Source organism: Pseudomonas sp. GW823-FHT02F05 (assembly GCF_058797315.1).
This window is the reverse complement of the sequence record NZ_JBXAJM010000012.1, coordinates 171104-191171: the sequence shown is the minus strand read 5'-3', so window position 1 is coordinate 191171 and position 20068 is coordinate 171104. Positions and strand designations below refer to the sequence as shown.

Sequence of the window (20068 nt, the reverse complement as noted above, 5' to 3'; positions counted from 1 at the left end):
AACCTCAGGGTATGCCCGTCCTCTTCAAGCTGTTGACCGCTGTGCTGTTTTCTTGCCTGAGCCTGGCCGCTCATGGCGAGAAACTGCGCATTGTCACCGAACCCTGGGCGCCCTATGTCTACGAAGACAACGGCACCATGGCCGGCCTGGATTATGAAACCACCCTGATCGTGTTCCAGCGCCTGGGGGTGGAGGTGCAATGGCAGTTCCTGCCCTGGAAGCGCTGCTTGGCGATGCTCGAGCAGGGCCACGCCGACGGCGCGCTGGATATCTTTCACAGCCAGGAGCGCGACGCGTTGCTGCTCTATCCCAGCGAGCCGTTGTCGGAAGTCGAATTTGTCTTGTTCTATGCCAACGAACGCCCTCACCCCGCCGCCACGCTCGACGACCTGCGCGGCCTGACCGTTGGCGTTTCCCCTGGCTACCTTTATGGCGACGCGTTCAGTAAGTCCAACACCTTCCAGCGCGAACCCGCCCCCAGCCATGAAGCCAACTTTGGCAAACTCATGCTGGGGCGCGTCGATATGGTGGTGACTGACCGGCGCGTGGGGCACCACGTGCTCAAGGCCCTGGGCCTGGAAGGTAAAGTCAGCCAGGCATCGGTGGTGGTCAGCCGCCAGCAGCAATTTCTTGCGGTACGCCGTGGCGCAGGCATGGACCTGCTGGTGCAACGCTTTGCCGCCGAGCTCAAGCGCTTCAAGCAAGAGCCCGCCTATGCCACATTGAGCGCCAAATATGGCCGGATGCACGAGCAAACGGCACCCATACCAGCCCCCGAACACGCCGTTGAGCAGCAGGAAAGCAGCGCGCAGTGATTGCTCTGTTATACTGCGGCCTTTCCGCCAGGCTTACGCCCGGCCGCTCGGGTCTTGAAAACGGCACCCAACCCAGCTACTGCGCAGCTTTGCAGCCCGCGCGAGCCGGTGGAGTGCCCGCCAGACGCAGCAGGACCGGACGGGGTTGCGCTCCCCTAAGCGCCATTCACGCCCGGCAAGATTATCCCTTTGGGCCAAGCCCTAACTAAAACAGGATTACTCATGTCCTTTGCTTCCCTCGGTCTCTCCGAGGCTTTAGTCCGCGCCATCGAGGCAGCGGGCTATACCGAGCCTACTCCGGTGCAACAGCGGGCCATTCCCGCCGTGTTGCAAGGTCGCGACCTGATGGTCGCGGCTCAGACAGGTACTGGTAAAACCGGCGGTTTCGCCCTCCCGATCCTGGAGCGGTTGTTTCCCAACGGTCACCCGGACAAATCCCAACGTCACGGCCCGCGCCAACCGCGTGTACTGGTCCTGACCCCAACCCGCGAACTCGCCGCTCAGGTGCACGACAGCTTCAAGCTGTATGCCCGCGACTTGAAGTTCGTCAGCGCCTGCATCTTCGGCGGCGTCGGCATGAACCCTCAGGTTCAGGCCATGTCCCGTGGCGTCGATGTACTGGTGGCCTGCCCGGGTCGCTTGCTCGACCTGTGCGGCCAAGGCAGCGTCGATTTGTCCCACGTGGAAATCCTCGTGCTGGACGAAGCCGACCGCATGCTCGACATGGGCTTTGTCCATGACGTGAAAAAGGTCCTCGCCCGCCTGCCGGCCAAACGTCAGAACCTGCTGTTCTCGGCAACGTTCTCCAACGACATCACCGCCCTGGCCGGCAAGCTGCTGCACAACCCGGAGCGCATCGAAGTCACGCCGCCCAACACCACGGTCGAGCGTATCGAGCAACGCGTGTTCCGCCTTGCCGCCAGCCACAAGCGCTCGCTGCTGGCGCACCTGATCACCCAGGGTGCCTGGGAACAGGTGCTGGTGTTCACCCGCACCAAGCACGGCGCCAACCGCCTGGCCGAGTACCTGGACAAGCACGGCCTCACCGCCGTCGCCATCCACGGCAACAAGAGCCAGAACGCGCGCACCAAAGCCCTGGCCGACTTCAAGGCCGGCAGCGTGCGTATCCTGGTGGCCACCGATATCGCCGCACGCGGCCTGGATATCGACCAGTTACCACACGTGGTCAACTTCGAGCTGCCAAACGTCGATGAAGACTATGTGCACCGTATCGGCCGTACGGGCCGTGCCGGTCGTTCGGGCGAGGCCATTTCGCTGGTCGCGCCGGACGAAGAAAAACTGCTGAAAAGCATCGAGCGCATGACCAAGCAGAAAATCGCCGATGGCGACCTGATGGGCTTCGATGCCAGCGCCGTGGAGGCCGAGAAGCCAGAAGCGCGCGAGCGTCCGGATGTGCGCAACCCTCGCAACCCACGTGGTCCGAAGGGCGATGGCCCGAACGGCGGCGGTGGTGGCGGTGGGCGTCGCGACAAAGGCAAGGACAAGGGCAAGGAAAAATCCGCGACCAGCAGCCGTGGCGAACGCCCGGCCCGTGAGCAGAAGCCCCGTGAAGGCACCCCGGCCCGCGAACAGCGCCAGCCGAGCCAGCCGCCACGCGCCGCGGCCGACCGCGCCCCGGACGAGTTCCTTGACGACGATATCGATAACTTCGGTAACCGCGTCGACTACGTGCCCCAGGCCAAACCGGCCCAGGGCCGTGGCCGTCGTCCAGGGGCTCCTGCCCAGGGCACAGGCGCTCCACGTAGCGGCCAGCCACAGGGCGGTCGCCAGAACGCCCCGCGCAACAGCAGCGGCGGCACCACTGGCACCCCGCCTGCCAAGCGCAGCGGCCCGCGCAATGGCGCACCGCGTGACGGCCAGGCCCGTCGCGAAGATTCACGCAGCAACAACCGCCGCCCTGCCCGTGACGATCAGCCTCGCTCGTCCGAGCCTGCAGTACAAAACCCACGGGGTGGCCCGGCGCCGAAGATCATCCACAAGGAGTCGAAAGCGGATCGCTTCCCGACACCTGAGCAGTTGGATCAACTGCCAGGCCGCCCTCGTGGTGAGAAACCAGCGCTGCTGACTCGCAACCGCGAAGCATAAAAAAAACCCGTATCGTGAGATGCGGGTTTTTTTTGCCTGTAGGAGCTAGCTCGCGAAGGTCGTCAACGATAACGCGGGCATCCTGGTTTAACGCGGTGTCCTTGCGGCCTTCGCGAGCAAGCTCGCTCCTACATACGAAGCATTACTTCGCTTTCACACCTTCAAACGTGATGTACAACTGCACGTTGTCAGACTGTGGACCTACGTCCATGCCGTCCTTGTTGAATTCCTTGCGGCTGATGTTGGTGGTGCCTTCGAAGCCGGCACGATAGCCGCCCCATGGATCCTTGCCTTCGCCCAGGAACGTGGCTTTGACCAGGATCGGCTTTGTCACGCCGTGGAAGGTCAGGTCCCCGGTCACATCAGCAGTCAGCTTGCCATCAGCATTTTTGCCAGTCGGCTTGACGCTGGTGGAAACGAACTTGGCATCAGGGAATTTGCCCGACTCCAGGAAGTCCTTGCTGTTGACGTGCTTGTCGCGCTCGGCGTGGTTGGAGAACACGCTGGCAGTACGCACGTTGACTTCAATCTTGGCGTCTTCGGGCTTGGCGGCGTCAAAGCTGAACTTGCCATCCAGGTCCTTGAAGGTACCGGTGATGTAGCTGTAACCCAGGTGGCTGATTTTGAAATCGACAAAGGCGTGCTGGCCGTCCTTGTCGATCACGTAGTCAGCGGCCATCGCCGAACCTGCGGACAGCAGGGCAGAACCGATTGCCAGCGCAGCGAGTGTTTTTTTCAACATGCTTTCTATTCCTTGTGAGTCGAGGTTGAACATCAGGCTTTGCGTCCCAGCATTCGCGCAAGGGTCGCATCACGATCGATAAAATGGTGTTTCAGTGCCGCCACGCCGTGCAAGCCAGCGAAGACCACCAACACCCATGCCAGGTACAGGTGCACCCAACCGGCGGTATCTGCCTGGTCCGGTAGACCGGAAACCACGGCAGGAATTTCAAACAGGCCAAACACCGGGATACCGACACCGTCTGCGGTGGAAATCAGGTAACCGGCAATCATCACGGCAAACAGCCCAACATAAAGAAACGCGTGCCCAAATGCGGCACCGATCCGCGTCATGCGGCTATAGCTGGCCAGCGGCGGAGGCGGCGGGCTGACCAGGCGCCAGACGATCCGTACCAGCATGATGGCGAACAGCGTGATGCCAATGCTCTTGTGTAAGTCGGGCGCATCTTTGCGCCAGGCGCTGTAGTAATCGAGTCCGACCATCCACAAGCCTAGGGCAAATAAACCGAACACCACCAGGGCTACGCCCCAGTGCAGAACCATGCTGACCCAACCATAGCGGGCCGGCGAATTACGTAGCTGCATGTACTTAATCCCGTAAGAACTGTGCCCAAGACTAGCGCTTTACCTATCGAATTAAAGCGGAAAATTTTGCTTTGAAATATCGAAAAATACGATAACGAGGCTAGGCATCATAAATTAACAAGGGATTAAGACTATCCCTGGGAAACGTGACAGACCGTCCTGCATTTACCGCGAATTTCCCCACAATGGCTTGTGACCCAAGCCACCATTGCATAGGCTTGCGCGATTGTTTCGCCTGCGCCCGCCGCAGGACCGCTTCGAGGAGATCACCGATGGGCTTGAATAACCAGTGGATGCAACGCGACCTCGCGGTGCTGTGGCATCCCTGCACCCAGATGAAAGACCACCAGCAATTGCCCCTGGTGCCCATCAAGCGCGGTGAAGGCGTATGGCTGGAAGACTTCGAAGGCAAGCGCTACCTCGATGCCGTCAGTTCCTGGTGGGTCAACGTATTCGGCCACGCCAACCCACGGATCAACCAGCGTATCAAGGATCAGGTCGATCAGCTGGAGCACGTGATCCTCGCCGGTTTCAGCCATCAACCGGTGATCGAGCTGTCCGAACGCCTGGTCGCGATGACGCCCGAAGGGCTGACCCGCTGCTTCTACGCCGATAACGGTTCGTCCTGCATCGAAGTGGCGCTGAAGATGAGCTTCCACTACTGGCTCAACCGCGGCCAGCCGAACAAAAAGCGCTTCGTCACCCTCACCAACAGCTACCACGGCGAAACCATCGCCGCGATGTCGGTGGGCGACGTGCCGCTGTTTACCGAGACCTACAAGGCGTTGCTGCTCGACACTATCAAGGTGCCGAGCCCGGACTGCTACCTGCGCCCCGAAGGCATGAGCTGGGAAGAACACTCGCGCACCATGTTCCTGGCGATGGAGCAGACCCTGGCCGAGCATCACGACACCGTCGCTGCCGTGATCGTCGAGCCGCTGATCCAGGGTGCCGGTGGCATGCGCATGTACCACCCCGTGTACCTCAAGCTGCTGCGCGAAGCCTGCGACCGCTATGGCGTGCACTTGATCCACGACGAGATCGCCGTGGGCTTTGGCCGCACCGGCAGCATGTTCGCCTGTGAACAGGCCGGCATCCGCCCGGACTTCCTGTGCCTGTCCAAGGCGCTCACCGGCGGTTACCTGCCACTGGCCGCCGTGGTCACCACCGAAGAGGTCTACAGCGCCTTCTACGACGACTACCCGACCCTGCGTGCCTTCCTGCACTCCCACAGCTACACAGGCAACCCGCTGGCCTGTGCGGCGGCGTTGGCGACGCTGGATATCTTTGAAGAAGACAACGTCATCGAAAACAACAAGGCCCTGGCCCAGCGCATGGCGACCGCCACCGCGCACTTGGTCGACCATCCTCACGTGTCCGAAGTGCGCCAGACCGGCATGGTGCTGGCTATCGAGATGGTGCAGGACAAAGCCACCAAGGCCGCCTACCCGTGGCAGGAGCGCCGTGGCCTGAAGGTCTTCGAGCACGCGCTGGAGCGCGGTGCGCTGTTGCGGCCACTGGGCAGCGTGGTGTATTTCCTGCCGCCGTATGTGATTACCCCGGAGCAGATCGACTTTCTGGCCGAGGTGGCCAGCGAGGGGATCGATATCGCCACCAACAGCAAGGTCAGTGTGGCGGTGCCCAAAGATTTTCACCCGGGCTTCCGTGATCCGGGTTGATTGCCGAAATCCTTGTAGGAGCGAGCTTGCTCGCGAAGGCATTCCAGGCGCACCGCTGCGTCGGATGTACATTTTTCGCGAGCAAGAACTAGGCGTCCCCCTCGCTCCTACATAAACAACCTCTTCAGAGAACAGACATGAGACTGTCCCGCTTTTTCACCGACACCCCGCTGAGTCTCGGTGACCACGAACTGCCCGAAGCCCAGGCGCATTACATCAGCCGTGTGCTGCGCATGAGTGAAGGCGATGCCGTGCAATTGTTCGACGGCTCCGGCCAGGAGTTTCGTGGCACCTTGCTGGAAGTCGGTAAAAAACGCGTCACCGTGCAACTCACGGATAGCTTTGCCGGCCAGGCCGAATCGCCCCTGCATATTCACCTCGGCCAGGGCCTGTCCCGGGGCGAGCGCATGGATTGGGCGATCCAGAAGGCCACTGAACTGGGCGTCAATGCCATCACACCGATCTTCAGCGAGCGCTGCGAAGTGCGCCTCAAAGACGAACGCGCCGACAAGCGCTTGCTGCACTGGCGCCAGGTGGCAATCAGCGCGTGCGAGCAATGTGGGCGCTCAACGGTGCCGGTGATTCACCCCCCGCTCTTGCTGGCAGACTGGCTCAAGCAAACCGAGGCGGATTTGAAGCTGGTGCTGCACCCGGTGGCAGAACCGATGATCAGCCACGCCAAGCCATCGAGCCTGGCGTTCTTGATCGGCCCCGAGGGTGGGCTCACCGACAATGAAGTCGAGACCGCCCAGGGCGCCGGCTACCACGCCGCTCGCCTCGGCCCGCGGGTGTTGCGTACCGAGACCGCGCCCGTCGTCGCACTATCCGTCGCCCAACAACTCTGGGGCGACTTCTGACCTCACCCTGTAAACCCAATCAACTGTGGGAGCTGGCTTGCCTGCGATAGCGGTCTGTCAGTTGTAAATTAACTGCCTGAACCACCGCTATCGCAGGCAAGCCAGCTCCTACAGTTTTATCGGGTCACCCCAGGCTTACTCCACTGGGTCACTCACCGGCTTGGCGATGATCGCTTTCAACTCGCTGGTCATCGGGAACTCCAGGTTCAAGCCCTTGGGCGGAATCGGCTGTTCGAACCAGCGCTGGTAAATCCCGTTGATCTCTCCCGAGCGGTACAGATCGCCCAGGGTTTCGTTGACCACAGCCAGAAACTGCGGGTCATCCTTGCGCACCATGCAGCTATAGATCTCCCGCGACTGCTCCTCGCCGACGACCACCCAGTGATGCGGGTCCTTGGCCTTGGCGCGCTCGCCGTAGAGCAACGCGTCGTCCATATAGAACGCTACGGCCCGGCCAGTCTCGAGCATCTTGAACGCTTCGCCATGGTCCTTGGCGCTGATCACGAACATATTGGCTTTGTGTTCAGCGTTATAACTTTTGAGAAAGCGCTCATTGGTGGTGCCGGCAGTGGTCACCACATTCTTGCCCGCGAGGTCGGCAAAGCCTTTGATCCCGCTGTCCTTGGCCGTGAGCAACTGGCCCTTTACGTAGATAAACCCGTAGGAGAATGCCACCTGCTTCTGGCGCTCAGCCGTCACGCCGGTGGACCCGCACTCCAGGTCGACAGTGCCGTTCTGCACCAGCGGGATGCGGGTTTGGGACGTCACCAGGTTGTACTTCACCTTGAGGTCGCCCACTGCGGTTTTCTGCTGAATACGCTCGACAATCCTGTTTGCCAGGTCCACCGAGTAGCCCATCGGTTTACCACTGTTATCCCCCACGTAGGAAAACGGCACCGACGCATCGCGGTAGCCAAGGGTGATGGACTTGGCGCTGGCGATCTTGCTCAAAGTGCCCTCCAGTGGCGCTTCGGTTGCATGGGCCTGTGCGCTCAACAAAAGCCCCAGCGCGCAGCCGGTCAACAGGATTGTTTTCATTGTTATTCTCCGTGGGTCTTTGAGGTTATTTACGGACTGCAATCACGCTGATTTCCACCAGCACACTCGGCCGCGCCAGCTCTGCTTGCAAGGTAGTGCGCGTGGGCGCCATGCCTGGCGAGAGCCATGCGGACCAGACTTCATTCATCGGCGTAAAACCGGCAGCGATGTCCTTCAGGTAGATCGTCGCGTTGAGCAAGTGGTCCTTATCGCTGCCCGCCTCGGCCAACAGCGTGTCGATTCTGGCAAGCACTTCCCGGGTCTGGGTAGCCACATCCAGGCCGTCGCCCGGCACCTGGCCCGAAAGGAACACCAGTTCCTTGAACGTCACGGCACCGCTGAGTCGTTCGTTGCTGTTGATTCGGGTAATGGTCACGGCTGCATCCTCAAGCGGCGCGGGGCGTCAGGCCCTGCATATCAATGGAAGGGGTGCGCTGGTCGATCAATTCGGCCAGCAATTGGCCGCTGCCGCAGGCCAGGGTAAAGCCAAGCGCGCCGTGGCCTAGGTTCAGCCACAGGTTGCGATAGCGACTGGCGCCAATCAGCGGCACGCCCGTTGGCGTGGCCGGGCGCATGCCAGCCCATTCGAGCGCGTGTACGTAGTCAGCTGCATGGGGAAATGTCTCTACTGCCTGGCGCTTTATCAACGCCAGGCGCGAAGGCTCAAGGCCGGCATCGAATCCCACAATATCCACCATGGCCGCGACCCGTAGTTGCTCGCCGAGGCGCGCGTAGACGATCTTGCGGTCGTAGTCGGTGATGCTCACATTCGGCGCCTTGTGTTGCGGGCCAATCGGCGCGCTCAAGCTGTAGCCCTTGAGCGGGTATAAGGGCAGTGACAGCCCCGGCAGTGCCAACTCAGCGCTGCGATAACCGGCCGCCAGGACCAGTTGCTCGACTGGCATCACCTCATCACCCAGTTCGATGGCCTGCACCGCACCGCCAGCATGGCGCAGCCCGGTGACCTTGCGCCCGAGCAAGAACCTGCAACGCCCCGACGCCTCAAGCCGGGCCGCCAATTGCCGGCAAAAAGCGTGGCAATCCCCCACTTCCTCGTTCGGCGTGTAGATGCCGCCGACAAAGCCACCGGCCGCCAGTGCGGGCTCCAGGCGAGCGCACTCAACAGACGACAACACCTGTTGCTGCAGGAAATTTGTGACCTTGGCGCGGGCATGTTCAAAGGTGCTGGCGCTGCGAAACATCACCAGCTTGCCGTTGCGCCGCCAGTCGAAGCCGCCCAGGCGATCATCCTCGCGCCACTGCTGTAACGTGCTCTGGCTCAGGGTAGCCAGGCGCAGAAGATGGGCACCGTTACGCCTGTTGACCGAACCCCGGCAAGCGCCGATAAAGGCCGCCATCCAACGCCATTGCTGTGGGTCGAGGCGAGGTCGCAACTTCAAGGGCGAGTCGCCACGCAACAACCACCCGATTGCCTGCAAGGGCACGCCCGCGTCAGCCAGTGGCGCAACATAGCGATAGGACAGTTGCCCACCGTTGGCAAAACTGGTTTCGCTGCCCAAGGTGCCACGGGCATCGATCAGCGTGACCTCATGGCCAGCCCGCACCAACGCATAAGCGCTGGCCAAGCCGATAACCCCACCGCCGATGATGCAAACCTGCCTGGCCATCCCAGCCCCCAACCGTTGATTAAGAGCGCTCAGCGTAGAGCCAGGTGACAGGTCACCGACAATGAATAAAGATGGCTCACCTATAAACAAAGGTTATGGGACTCGCCATGCGCTTGCGTCATATCGAAATCTTCCAGGCCATCCGTCAGACCGGCTCCATCAGTGCCGCCGCGCAGTTGCTGCACGTCTCGCAACCGGCGGTGACCAAAGTGCTGCAGCACGCCGAGTTGCAGTTGGGCTTTGCGTTATTCCTGCGGGTACGGGGTAAATTGCAACCCACCCCGGAAGCCCTGGCGCTGGAACGCGAAGTCGAGAAAGTCAGCGCAAGCCTGCAAGGCGTGCGGCGCCTGGCGAAAAGTTTGCGCCGCGAACCGGGACAAAGCATTCGCATCGGCGCAATCCCGGCGCTGGCGCTGGCGCTGCTACCGCCGGCGGTCCTGGAATGGAAGCGCGATTACCCGGACATTGCCTGTGAACTGTCCAGTGACCATAGCCACGAGCTGGTGCAAAAGCTGTTGATGCGCGAGATCGACCTGGCGCTGACGCTCAACTTTTCCGGGCATCCGGGGCTTACCACTCAAGTATTGGCCAACGGGGTGTTGGTGGCATTGGCGTCCAAAGGCTATTGGCCCGATGCCGAACGGCATCAGCCCCTGCCGTTGGACGAACTGGCCGGCGCGCCCTTGATCGGCCTCTCCAGCGCTGACCCGCTGGCCGCCAAGCTGGAGAGTTATCTGGAAAGCGTCGACCCGCCACCACGCGTGACGATCTCGGTGCAGACCTATTCACTGGCCCGCGCGATGGTCGAATCCGGCGCGGGCCTGACCGTGATCGATCCGTTCACAGCATTGGGTGCTTCAACGGCCACCACCCATATCCGAACGCTCACCCCGCCGCTGCCGATTACCCTCTACGCGCTGACCCGTGCCAACGAACCTCCACCGCATATGCTGGCCAAGTTGCTAGAGATTTTCGGTAGCCGCGCCCAGGTGTTACTGGAACGCCTTTAAGTGTGGGAGCCGGGCTTGCCCCCTCCCACAATCAGAGCACGTAATGCATGATCGCCACGAAATGCAGCAGGCTGCCGCCAATCACAAACAAATGCCAGATGCCGTGGGAATGGCGCAAGCGATCCTCCAGGGCAAAAAAGATAATGCCTACGGTGTACAGCACCCCACCAGACGCCAACCAGATAAACCCTGCCGTACCCAACGCCGCCATCAACGGCTTGACCGCTACCAGTACGATCCAGCCCATCACGGCGTAGATCACGATGGACAGAATCCGCGCCTCCGAACGCGGCTTGATCTCCTGCAGGATGCCGATCACCGCCAGCCCCCACACAATCCCGAACAACGTCCAGCCCCACGGCCCGCGCAGGGTCACCAGGCAGAATGGCGTGTAGCTGCCGGCAATCAACAGGTAAATGGAAAAGTGATCGACCTTCTGCATGATCGCTTTTCGCCGGCCTCGCACGCTGTGGTACACCGTCGACGCGCTGTACAGCACCATCAGGGTAAAGCCATAAATCGCCACGCTGACGATCTTCCAGGGGCTGCCGTCAAGGCTCGCCACTACCAACATCCACACGGCGCCAATACAGGCCGCGACTGCACCGAGCAAATGGCTCCAGGCGTTGAATCGTTCCCCGTGGTACATCTGTCACTGACCTCCCGTAACCCTCAAGAACAGGCGGACAAGCGTCCAGCCTTGCGCATCAGAGTGCAAGCGGCACGTGACGTTCCGGCGACGACAGCCGCGTTTACGGGCACAATCGAGTGCAATCGAACAAGAGCCCAAGGCCATGCTGATCGACGAAGAATTCACCCTCAAGAAGCTGGAGATCTTCCTGGCGTTCATGCGCACCGGCAACCTGGCCCGCGCGGCCGCCGAGTTGCAAACCAGCAATGTCAGCGTGCACCGCGCCATTCACTCCCTGGAAAGTGCCCTGCGCTGCCCGCTGTTCAAACACGAGGGTCGCAACCTCACTCCGCTGGAAAGCGCCTACGTGCTCGAAGAGCGTGCGCAGAAACTGGTGGCCGACGTGGTCGACAGCGTGCGCCTGACCCGCGAAGCCGCTGGGTTCTCGGCCGAACGTTTCAAGCTCGGCTCGCTGTATTCGCTGACGGTCAAGACCGTGCCACAGTTGATCATGGGCCTGAAAATCCGGCGCAGCGAACTGAATATCGACCTGATCCTGGGCTCCAACTTCGACCTGCTCTATAAGCTCAAGAACATGGAAGTGGACGCGATTCTCATCTCCCTCGACGAACACGCCCACGACCCCGACTGCGAGCAGATCGCGCTGTTCAGCGATGACATCTTCCTCGCCACCCCGGCCGATTCGCCCCTGGACCGCGATCAGGAAATCGACCTGGCCGACGTGCGCGATGCCACCTTCATCACCCTCACCCAGGGCTTCGCCACGCATCAGGACGGCAACCGGGTGTTCCATCAGGCCGGGTTCGAGCCGAAGGTGGCGATGCAGGTGAACGATATCTTCACCTTGCTGAGCATGGTCAGTTCAGGGGTGGGTTATGCGCTGCTGCCAGGACGTATCGCAGCGGTGTATGAGAACCGCGTGAAGCTGATACCGTTGCAGCCCAGGTATCGCTTGCAACAGCAGATCGGTGTGGTGTTCCTGAAAGCCAAGGAGCGCGATCCGAACTTGCTGGCGTTGTTGGCGGAGTGTCGGATGTACGCCAATCGCCAAAGCTGAGGACGATCGCTCCCACGCTCTGCGTGGGAGCGCAGCTTAGGAAGCTCCGCGTCCGCTTTTTGACCGTGACGCAGAGCGTCACAAGAGGCGTTCCCACGCGGAGCGTGGGAACGATCATCCCCTATCAGCCCACCAACCCACGCATCAGCAAAAACAACAACGACGGCCCCAACAAACACCCCAGCGCCGTATAGAACGCCGCCGTCAAACACCCATAAGGCACCAGCTTCGGATCAGTCGCCGCCAGGCCGCCCGCCACACCGCTGGAGGTGCCCATCAAGCCACCGAAGATCACCGCGCTGCGTGGGTTGTTCAGCCCGATCAGCGGCGCCACGAACGGCGTCATCACCATTACCAGAATGGCCTTGATCAACCCCGCGGCAATGGACAGCGCCATCACCTCGGAGCTGGCCCCAATCGCCGCGCCGGTCACCGGGCCGACGATATAGGTCACGGCCCCGGCGCCGATGGTGGTGAGGCTCACCGCATCGGTGTACCCGAACGCCATCGCCACCCCTACCCCGGCAACGAACGACGAGCCCACGCCGACAAACAGCGCCAGCACCCCCACGAAGCCGGCGCGTTTGAGCTCATCCACACTCACGCCAAAGGCCGTGGCGACAATGGCAAAGTCGCGCAGCATCGCACCGCCCAGCAGGCCGATGCCCGACAACAGTGGAATATCCACCACGCCCTTGGAACCACCCGTAAACGCACCGCCCACATACGACAGCGCCAACCCCAGCAAAATGGCAATGGCCGAACCATGCAGGCGGCCCTTGGTGAAGGTATCGGAGATCCAATAAGACACCCACATGGTCAGGCCGATTACGGCGAAACCACTGATCAAGCCGTAGCCGGTGATCACTTTCATCATCGATTCGTACATGGCGATCACCCCGCTTCTTTAGTGGGAGCAACCGCAACCGGCTCGCGGTTACCGATACGCACCAGCACGGGCACCAGGGCAAAGCCAAGCACCACGGCGAGGGTCCCGGCCAGAATCGCCATAGGCCCACCGCTGATCGCGCCATACACGTTTTGCTGGGCAGCCATCGCCACCACAATCGGGATATACACCGCAGCCCAGAAACTCACGCCTTGCTCTGACTTGCCGGTAAACAGGCCGCGTTTGCTCAGGTAGCTGCCCAGGCCGATCAACAGCAGCATGGCGATACCCACGCCGCCGACGTTGGCCGGGATACCCAGCAGCTTGCCCAGCAGCTCACCCACAAACAGCCCTGCCAACGTGCAGAACGCCAAAAAAGCCACACCGTAGATAATCATGGTTGTTGTCCTCAAAGTGCTCGTTCGAAATTGTTGTTTTTGTGCTTCGAAAGCCTTGGGTACTGCGTTATCGGTGGCGGCGTTCCTCCTCTTGCAGCAGGGCCTGCAAGGTGTCCAGGCGGGCGCCTTCGCAGGCGATCACCGTGCCTTGTTCAAAAACACGGCGTGACAGACCGGTGAGCACCGCGCCCGGAGGCAGCTCGATTTGCAGGCGCACACCGCGCTCGTAGGCGCTCTGCACCGTGCCGCGCCAATCGACAACGCGGCACATATTGAAGGCGAGGTCGTCACGCAGTTGTTCGGGGTTGTGGATAGGTCGCGCGCGGGTGCTGCTCAGGTAAGTGATGCGCGGCGCCTTGAGTGGGACGAAGGCTTGGAACAGAGCCTGGGCGGGTTGCTCCAGCAACGGGCAGTGAGACGGCACGCTGACCGCTAAGCGCTTGGCGACACCGTTGCCTTTGATGCGCTCGGCAACCCGCTTAATCGCCTCGTTGCTGCCGGCGATGACGGTCTGGTTGTCGGCATTGATATTGGCCAGGTACACCGGCGTTTGCGGGCTGTGGATATCCGCCAGCAAGGCCTCGACGCTGGAAAGATCAGGGCCGATCAGCGCCGTCATGCCATAGCCCTGTGGATAAGCCTGCTGCATCAGTTCGCCACGCAGGCTGACCAGTTTTATCGCATCAGCAAAACCCAGGGACCCGGCGATCACCGCAGCCGGGTAGGCGCCGATGGACAGGCCCGCCACATAATCCGGCGTGCACTGTAATCGCCGGGCATGGGCCACTCCGGCGATCAACAGGCACAGTTGCACAGCCCGCGTCGATTCAAGCGCCTGCGCCGAGTCGAGCCGACGAACGTCTTCACCCAGGGCATCGCTGGCCTCTTGCAGAATCTCGGCCGACAACGCCTGGAGCATGCCGCTGCGTTGGGCGCCCTGCCCCGGAAACACCAGAAGGCTGCTCATGCCACGGCCTGCCAAGGGTCGAGCACTAGGTGCGCACCGCTGACGGTCTTGAGCAGTACACGGCGTGAGGGGCCGGCCCATTCGCGCAACGCGACGGCGCCGAAAGGGGTTTGCAGTTGCAGGTCGACGGCGCAGGGCGCGGTGTCCAGGATCGCCAACAGCGCTCGCGCCTCGCTACGATCCAGGGGCTTGGGCGCGCACAGAATCAAATCCAGATCACTGTTGGCATGCAGCGCTTCAATGCCACTGGCCAATTCAAACCCGGCACTGCCGCTGACGCCCCAATCTTGCGGCGCCAGCACCGGCCGCAGTTGATCGAGGGCCCGCAGCGCCGGTAAATCCCGTGGTGAGACCGCCGCTCGCAAAGCTTGCGGCGCCACCCGCCGTTGCACCGCCGCCACGGGCATCTGGGCGGCAAAACGCTGCTCACGCAAACGCCCACGCACACCGACCGCCACATGGCCCGGCTCGGCGATGGCACGCCGCACCACTACCGGATGCCCGGCACGGATCGGGTCCCGCACCCAGGCCGGGGCATCGGCAGGCAGATGCGCCAGGGTCATGCCCCAGAGTAAGTCGTGGGCGTTCACCATTGCTCCCGCAACAGCTGGCGCACTCGGCTGGAGGCGGCTCGGTTGGTGGCGCCAAGGCGTGAGCTCAAGTCGGTACTGCCAATATCCTTGACTGCCTGCACCAGGCAATCGCTGACTCGCGCCACGTCATCCGTCGTAGGTTGTTCAATCCGGGTGACTGACAACGTCTCCCACAGCAATCCCAGGCTGGCATAGCTGTCGATGTCATAGGCCATCGGCGGCACGCTGGCGGCCAGGGTTTCCAATTCTTCGACGCTACGCAAGGTCACCCGTGCCGCCGAGGCCTTGCCCATGGCATGCACCATCACGCCAGGGTCGCGCAGGGCGATCAGGCGATTGGCCTGGTAGCCGTGGGCGAGGAACGCCCCCGACATGGCCTTGCCCACCAACAGGGCGATCACCGGGTGGCCGGCGAGCCGAGCGCGAGCGTAGCTGTCAGCGGCGGCGGCCAAGGCCTGATGAATGCCAAGGGCTTCTTCGCGACGACCATAGGCTTGGCTGGGTACGTCGACGATAGCGATGATGGGGCGCTTGTCACCCCGGGCGATGGCTTCGTCCACCGCCTTGGCCAAGCCCCAGCCTTCCAGTAGGCCGACTTCGCCATTGCGGGCGCGGGGGAAGCGGTTGTGCGGGTCGGGGACCACGGCGATATAGCGCACCGCCTGTTCACCCAACACACCATCCGCCACTTTCAATGAGCCCGGCAAACCTTCGACCGGCGTTGCGTTGGCGCTCAATGCGTTGAACCACTGCAAGCCTCTCATGAGCGTTCTCCCTGATACAGCGCGCGAACCGTCGCCGGCTCGATTTGCGCGCTCGCGTCCAGTTCGGCCAGGCGCGCCAGGTAAAAATCAGCGCGCCGGCTGCGCGGTTGTGTGGGCACGCCCTGCTGCAACAGCGCGCTGACAGTCTGCTGGATCTGCGCCACATCGTCGGCCACATAACGGTCGGCCAAGCCACTGTTGAAGCGCTGCTCGCCACCGGTAAGGCTCCAGATAAACGGGCGGTCGCGGGAGTCGTATTCCTCCAGGCCAGCCTCCTGCTCGATCACTTGCGGGCCATTCAAGCCCAGACGTGCTTCGCGAGTCACCACCAGGTAGCTGCACAAGCCAGCCGCGATGGACATGCCCCCAAAGCAACCGACACTGCCGGCCACCACGCCGATCACTGGCTGGTACTGGCGCAGGTCGACAATCGCCGCGTGAATGTCGGCAATGGCAGCCAGGCCCAGGTTGGCTTCCTGCAAGCGCACGCCGCCCGTTTCCAGCAGTAGCACCGCGCAGGTGGGGACGCCGTTGCGGTTGTCTTCGGCGGCCAGTTCCAAGGCGCCCGCGATTTTCGCACCGCCAACTTCACCCAGGCTGCCGCCCTGGAAATTACCTTCGATCGCGGCAATCACCACAGGCTTGGCGCCGATGCTGCCCTTGGCGATCACCACACCATCATCGGCCTGGGGCACCACGCCTTGGCGGCTGAGCCACGGCGACATGACCCGCTGGAACGGGTCGATCAACTCGCGGAAGGTGCCGGCATCTAACAGCGCCTTGGCGCGCTGTCGAGCGCCAAGTTCGACAAAGCTGTGTTTAGCGAGTAAGTCAGTCATGGCCGACCTCCTCGAAACCTTGCTCCAATCGCAAGCGCACCACACCGGGCGTGGCACCGAAGTCGTGGATATCAATGTTCAGGGCCGGTGGCGTCTGCTCCTGGAAGATGCGTTCGAACAGGTGCTGCCAGCGTTGCTGCGCGCCATTGACCGAGGTTTGCACCTGGATGGTCAAGGTGCCGGGCGTGCCCGGCTCCAGCAGCACTTCCAGGTCGCCCGAGCCGACGCAACCCACCAGCGCACGGCCTTTGGGGGGCTGCCCGGCGGGGAATTCAAAGGATAAGGTTTCCATCACAACGCTCCGTCGAGGCGGTCGATAAACAGGCAGGCGGCCAACAGGTCGGCGGCGCCGCCGGGGGAGGCATTCAAGGCCAGCAGTTGCAGGTCCAATTCATGCAGTTGGCGGCGTCCGGCCAGGGTTGCGCTGCCACCGGCGTCGAGCACAGCCTGGGCGCCCTGTTGCATGGTGGCCAGGCCTTCGGTACCGGCGCGGTAGAGCACGCAGGTGTCTGCCAGGTCCGTCATGATCGCCAGCAAAGCATCCAGCCGGGCGTTCTGCTCACCGGCGTTTTCGCGGCGGCTCTTGTGCAGTTGCGGCAGGCCGCGTTGGGTCACCGAGGGGAAGCCAAGCTGCGCCTCTTCACGGGCACCACGTGCGCCGTAGCGTTGGGCGACCTGGGCGCCATGGCTCATGGGCTGCGGGGAGAAGCGGTCGTTGAGCAGGGCCAGCTTGGCGGCGGTCAGGGTTATGGTGCGGGGCTCCAGGGCCGCCGCAGCGGTAAGCAACCCCAGGGCCCAGATCGCACCGCGATGGGTGTTCACGCCCTGGGTGGTGGCGAGCATGGCCTGCTCACCTTCCCGGCCAATACGCCCGAGCGCTTCGCGCAGGGGCAGGCCGACTTCGCCGATGTCGAGCGCGGCCTCGGCCATTTCCTTGAACATCGGCCACAGCGACAGCGCCGAGGCGTGCATCAGCCCCAGGTGCAAATCGCTGTGGGCGCCGTTGCCGCGCCGGTCTACCAGAGCGGGTTTAGGCGACAAATCCGCTTCGTCGATCAGCGCATCCACGGCCATATCCGCCAGGCGATCGGCCAGGCTCAGTTCATGCTGTTTGAGCGCGCGCATTTACCAGCTCCTGAATTTGGCGGGCGGGTTGTAGAGGCCACCAGACCAGTCCACCAGGTCGGCCACGCTCTTGGCGGCCAACAACTCGCGGGTGGCGTCGGTGCGGCGAATACCCAAGTCTTCGGGCAAGGCAATCAAGCCTTCGCGGCGCATGCGCGCAGTGTCCTTGGGGTTGTGGCGCATACCGATGGCGGTCACCCCGGCGACGGCGGCGATCATCGCCTGACGTTCTTCCAGGGAGCGTGCCTTGTACAGGTAGGCGATGCCTTCTTCGGTGAGCAAATGGGTAACGTCGTCGCCGTAGATCATGATGGGCGCCAGGGGCATACCGCTTTTGCGGGCCACTTCCACCGCGTCGAGAGTGTCGACAAAGGTCGGTTTGCCGCCTTCCTGGAAGGTCTCGACCATTTGCACCACGAGTTTTTTGCCGCGTTCAAGCAAGGCTTCGGGGGCATCGTCGTGGCGCATATCCAGCCAGGCCGGTGTGCCATGACGGCGGCCGCGTGGGTCGTGGCCCATGTTCGGCGCGCCACCGAAACCGGCGAGGCGGCCACGGGTCACGGTGCTGGAATGCCCGTCGCCATCCACTTGCAGGGTGGCGCCGATAAACAGGTCCACGGCGTATTGGCCGGCGAGTTGGCAGAACATGCGGTTGGAGCGCATCGAGCCATCGCGGCCGGTGAAGAACACATCCGGGCGTGCGGCAATATAGTTTTCCATGCCCAGTTCGGTGCCGAAGCAATGCACGCTTTCTACCCAACCGCTTTCAATCGCCGGGATCAATGTGGGGTGCGGGTTGAGGGTCCAGTTGCGGCAGATCTTGCCTTTGAGGCCCAGGGATTCGCCGTAGGTGGGCAGGATCAATTCGATGGCAGCCGTGTTGAAGCCGATGCCATGGTTGAGCGACTGCACATTGTGTTTTTCGTAGATGCCACGGATCGCCATCATCGCCATCAACACATGCACCGGCTTGATATGGCGCGGGTCGCGGGTGAACAGCGGTTCGATGTAGAACGGCTTGTCGGCCACCACCACGAAATCGACCCAGCTTGCGGGGATGTCGACGCGGGGCAAGTCGGTGACGTCATCCACCAACTGGTTGACTTGCACGATGACGATGCCATCGCTGAAGGCGGCGGGTTCGATCAGCGCCGGGGTGTCTTCGGTGCTGGCGCCGGTGTAAATGTTACCGGCACGGTCGGCCATGAAACCAGCGGAGAGCACCACGTTGGGGATCAGGTCCACCACCAGCCGCGCATAGAGCTCGATGTAGGTATGAATCGCGCCGATCTCCAGCATGCCGTCTTCCAGCAACTGGCTGATGCGCAGGGATTGGGTGCCAGCGAAAGAGAAATCCAGCTTGCGGGCAATGCCCTTTTCAAACAGGTCCAAGTGCTCGGAACGGCCCACGCTGGGCATGATCATGTGCAAATCGTGGAGCTTGGCGGGGTCGGCCTTGGCCAGGGAGCGCGAGAGGAAGTCGGCCTGCTTCTGGTTGTTGCCCTCCAGCACTACGCGGTCGCCGGGGAGGATCAAGGCTTCAAGGGCCTCGACGATCTTGTCACTGGGCAACACCGCCCCGTCTGCGTATTTTTTGACCAGCCCGAGCCGCCGCTGCTTCTCGTCGCGCCGCCGCGTCCAGCGCGAGTCGGGGGTGATGGTTGTTGTCATGGTCGCTCCACGGGGGGTTGCTGTCGTGGGGCTTACCTTAGGAGTGAAGCGCAAGGGCATCAATCAAGCTGGAGGACGAACCGTTACGCCTGGAGTAACGAAGATCAAACTGTGGGAGCTGGCTTGCCTGCGTTGATGGTGGGTCAGTGCATAACTGATCGTTCCCACGCTCCGCGTGGGCATGCATCCTGTGACGCTCTGCGTCACCCTTATGCTGACTGGCGGGACGCGGAGCGTCCCCGGCGGCATTCCCACGCGGAGCGTGTGAACGATCAGTCAGGCCAGGCCGGACTCTACCAGCAGCGCTTCAAGCCCCATCAAGTCCGGCACCTTCGCCACCTGCTCCCCCACTTGCACCGCCGCCTCCTCGAGCGTTCGCCCGTCACGCTGGCTTCGCCGCAGGCCGCTTCAAAGCTGGTCAGCGGAATCTGCCGATCGCGCCACGTGACCTGGCGGCGCATAACTGATCGTTCCCACGCTCCGCGTGGGCATGCATCCTGTGACGCTCTGCGTCACCCTTATGCTGACTGGCGGGACGCGGAGCGTCCCCGGCGGCATTCCTACGCGGAGCGTGGGAACGATCAGTCAGGCCAGGCCGGACTCTACCAGCAGCGCTTCAAGCCCCATCAAGTCCGGCACCTTCGCCACCTGCTC

The 20068-nt window shown here is 62.3% G+C and carries 21 protein-coding genes and 1 pseudogene; 6 read left to right on the top strand and 16 right to left on the bottom strand.

From position 1 onward, the window contains the following. Nucleotides 1–11: 11 nt before the first annotated feature. Nucleotides 12–815 (top strand): substrate-binding periplasmic protein, encoded by an 804-nt coding sequence (locus AC1RAC_RS16270; RefSeq protein ID WP_034128918.1) that lies wholly within the window; start codon nt 12–14, stop codon nt 813–815. A 222-nt stretch (nt 816–1037) separates the two neighbouring features. Beyond that, nucleotides 1038–2921, top strand: a complete 1884-nt coding sequence (gene rhlE2, locus AC1RAC_RS16265) for an RNA helicase RhlE2 (RefSeq protein WP_034128919.1) — start codon at nt 1038–1040, stop codon at nt 2919–2921. A gap of 142 nt (nt 2922–3063) precedes the next feature. On the opposite strand, the gene AC1RAC_RS16260 is transcribed toward rhlE2, so the two are convergent. Both AC1RAC_RS16260 and AC1RAC_RS16255 read right to left on the bottom strand, forming a co-directional pair. Then, a complete protein-coding gene (locus tag AC1RAC_RS16260) occupies nt 3064–3663 on the bottom strand; it encodes a YceI family protein (RefSeq protein ID WP_314548971.1) in 600 nt (199 codons plus the stop codon). Between the two features lie 32 nt (nt 3664–3695). Then, nucleotides 3696–4247: a cytochrome b gene (locus tag AC1RAC_RS16255; protein ID WP_014720299.1), complete on the bottom strand. Its 552-nt coding sequence runs from the start codon at nt 4245–4247 to the stop codon at nt 3696–3698. A 272-nt stretch (nt 4248–4519) separates the two neighbouring features. On the opposite strand from AC1RAC_RS16255, the gene AC1RAC_RS16250 reads away from it, so the two are divergent. Together AC1RAC_RS16250 and AC1RAC_RS16245 are read left to right on the top strand one after the other, a co-directional pair. Then, complete coding sequence (locus tag AC1RAC_RS16250) at nt 4520–5926, top strand: adenosylmethionine--8-amino-7-oxononanoate transaminase (protein WP_034133971.1); 1407 nt, start codon at nt 4520–4522, stop codon at nt 5924–5926. A gap of 137 nt (nt 5927–6063) precedes the next feature. After that, nucleotides 6064–6783, top strand: a complete 720-nt coding sequence (locus AC1RAC_RS16245; RefSeq protein WP_054897560.1) for a 16S rRNA (uracil(1498)-N(3))-methyltransferase — start codon at nt 6064–6066, stop codon at nt 6781–6783. Nucleotides 6784–6918: 135 nt separating this feature from the next. On the opposite strand, the gene AC1RAC_RS16240 is transcribed toward AC1RAC_RS16245, so the two are convergent. From AC1RAC_RS16240 to AC1RAC_RS16230, 3 genes are read right to left on the bottom strand one after another with little or no spacing between them, the layout of a single operon-like run. Next, entirely contained in the window at nt 6919–7821 is a 903-nt protein-coding gene (locus tag AC1RAC_RS16240) for a transporter substrate-binding domain-containing protein (protein ID WP_089041465.1), read from the bottom strand. A 25-nt stretch (nt 7822–7846) separates the two neighbouring features. After that, on the bottom strand, nt 7847–8197 hold the full coding sequence (locus tag AC1RAC_RS16235; protein WP_034128923.1) for a RidA family protein: 351 nt from the start codon (nt 8195–8197) through the stop codon (nt 7847–7849). A gap of 10 nt (nt 8198–8207) precedes the next feature. Next, nucleotides 8208–9449 carry a D-amino acid dehydrogenase gene (locus AC1RAC_RS16230; protein ID WP_054897562.1) on the bottom strand — a complete coding sequence of 414 codons (1242 nt, stop codon included), beginning with the start codon at nt 9447–9449 and terminating at the stop codon, nt 8208–8210. A gap of 107 nt (nt 9450–9556) precedes the next feature. Between AC1RAC_RS16230 and AC1RAC_RS16225 the strand changes: the two genes are divergently transcribed. Then, complete coding sequence (locus AC1RAC_RS16225; RefSeq protein ID WP_294195678.1) at nt 9557–10459, top strand: LysR family transcriptional regulator; 903 nt, start codon at nt 9557–9559, stop codon at nt 10457–10459. A gap of 31 nt (nt 10460–10490) precedes the next feature. Here the strand turns inward: AC1RAC_RS16225 and trhA are convergent, their stop codons facing one another. Continuing rightward, a complete protein-coding gene (gene trhA / locus AC1RAC_RS16220; RefSeq protein ID WP_003195019.1) occupies nt 10491–11108 on the bottom strand; it encodes a PAQR family membrane homeostasis protein TrhA in 618 nt (205 codons plus the stop codon). A gap of 145 nt (nt 11109–11253) precedes the next feature. Between trhA and AC1RAC_RS16215 the strand changes: the two genes are divergently transcribed. After that, entirely contained in the window at nt 11254–12168 is a 915-nt protein-coding gene (locus tag AC1RAC_RS16215) for a LysR family transcriptional regulator (protein ID WP_014720307.1), read from the top strand. A 124-nt stretch (nt 12169–12292) separates the two neighbouring features. Here the strand turns inward: AC1RAC_RS16215 and madM are convergent, their stop codons facing one another. The 10 genes and pseudogenes from madM to AC1RAC_RS16165 all read right to left on the bottom strand — a co-directional run. Then, complete coding sequence (madM, locus tag AC1RAC_RS16210) at nt 12293–13057, bottom strand: malonate transporter subunit MadM (protein ID WP_032897715.1); 765 nt, start codon at nt 13055–13057, stop codon at nt 12293–12295. Between the two features lie 5 nt (nt 13058–13062). After that, on the bottom strand, nt 13063–13455 hold the full coding sequence (gene madL, locus AC1RAC_RS16205; protein ID WP_057702139.1) for a malonate transporter subunit MadL: 393 nt from the start codon (nt 13453–13455) through the stop codon (nt 13063–13065). A 67-nt stretch (nt 13456–13522) separates the two neighbouring features. Then, nucleotides 13523–14422 (bottom strand): malonate decarboxylase subunit epsilon, encoded by a 900-nt coding sequence (gene mdcH, locus AC1RAC_RS16200; RefSeq protein WP_294195668.1) that lies wholly within the window; start codon nt 14420–14422, stop codon nt 13523–13525. Next, nucleotides 14419–15015 (bottom strand): malonate decarboxylase holo-ACP synthase, encoded by a 597-nt coding sequence (locus AC1RAC_RS16195; RefSeq protein ID WP_294195666.1) that lies wholly within the window; start codon nt 15013–15015, stop codon nt 14419–14421. Before AC1RAC_RS16195 ends, mdcH begins: the two co-directional genes overlap by 4 nt. Then, nucleotides 15009–15779: a biotin-independent malonate decarboxylase subunit gamma gene (gene mdcE / locus AC1RAC_RS16190; RefSeq protein WP_054916897.1), complete on the bottom strand. Its 771-nt coding sequence runs from the start codon at nt 15777–15779 to the stop codon at nt 15009–15011. The genes AC1RAC_RS16195 and mdcE overlap by 7 nt, the downstream gene beginning before the upstream one ends. Continuing rightward, the gene (locus AC1RAC_RS16185; protein ID WP_070415464.1) at nt 15776–16618 is read right to left on the bottom strand and encodes a biotin-independent malonate decarboxylase subunit beta; all 843 of its coding nucleotides are present in this window, start codon (nt 16616–16618) and stop codon (nt 15776–15778) included. Before AC1RAC_RS16185 ends, mdcE begins: the two co-directional genes overlap by 4 nt. After that, the gene (locus AC1RAC_RS16180; protein ID WP_054897567.1) at nt 16611–16910 is read right to left on the bottom strand and encodes a malonate decarboxylase subunit delta; all 300 of its coding nucleotides are present in this window, start codon (nt 16908–16910) and stop codon (nt 16611–16613) included. The genes AC1RAC_RS16185 and AC1RAC_RS16180 overlap by 8 nt, the downstream gene beginning before the upstream one ends. After that, nucleotides 16910–17743 carry a triphosphoribosyl-dephospho-CoA synthase gene (locus AC1RAC_RS16175; RefSeq protein ID WP_054916900.1) on the bottom strand — a complete coding sequence of 278 codons (834 nt, stop codon included), beginning with the start codon at nt 17741–17743 and terminating at the stop codon, nt 16910–16912. Before AC1RAC_RS16175 ends, AC1RAC_RS16180 begins: the two co-directional genes overlap by 1 nt. Beyond that, nucleotides 17744–19414 (bottom strand): malonate decarboxylase subunit alpha, encoded by a 1671-nt coding sequence (mdcA, locus tag AC1RAC_RS16170; RefSeq protein ID WP_054916902.1) that lies wholly within the window; start codon nt 19412–19414, stop codon nt 17744–17746. Between the two features lie 276 nt (nt 19415–19690). After that, a pseudogene (locus AC1RAC_RS16165) lies at nt 19691–19869 on the bottom strand (chemotaxis protein CheW); the annotation flags it as partial. Nucleotides 19870–20068: the final 199 nt, after the last annotated feature.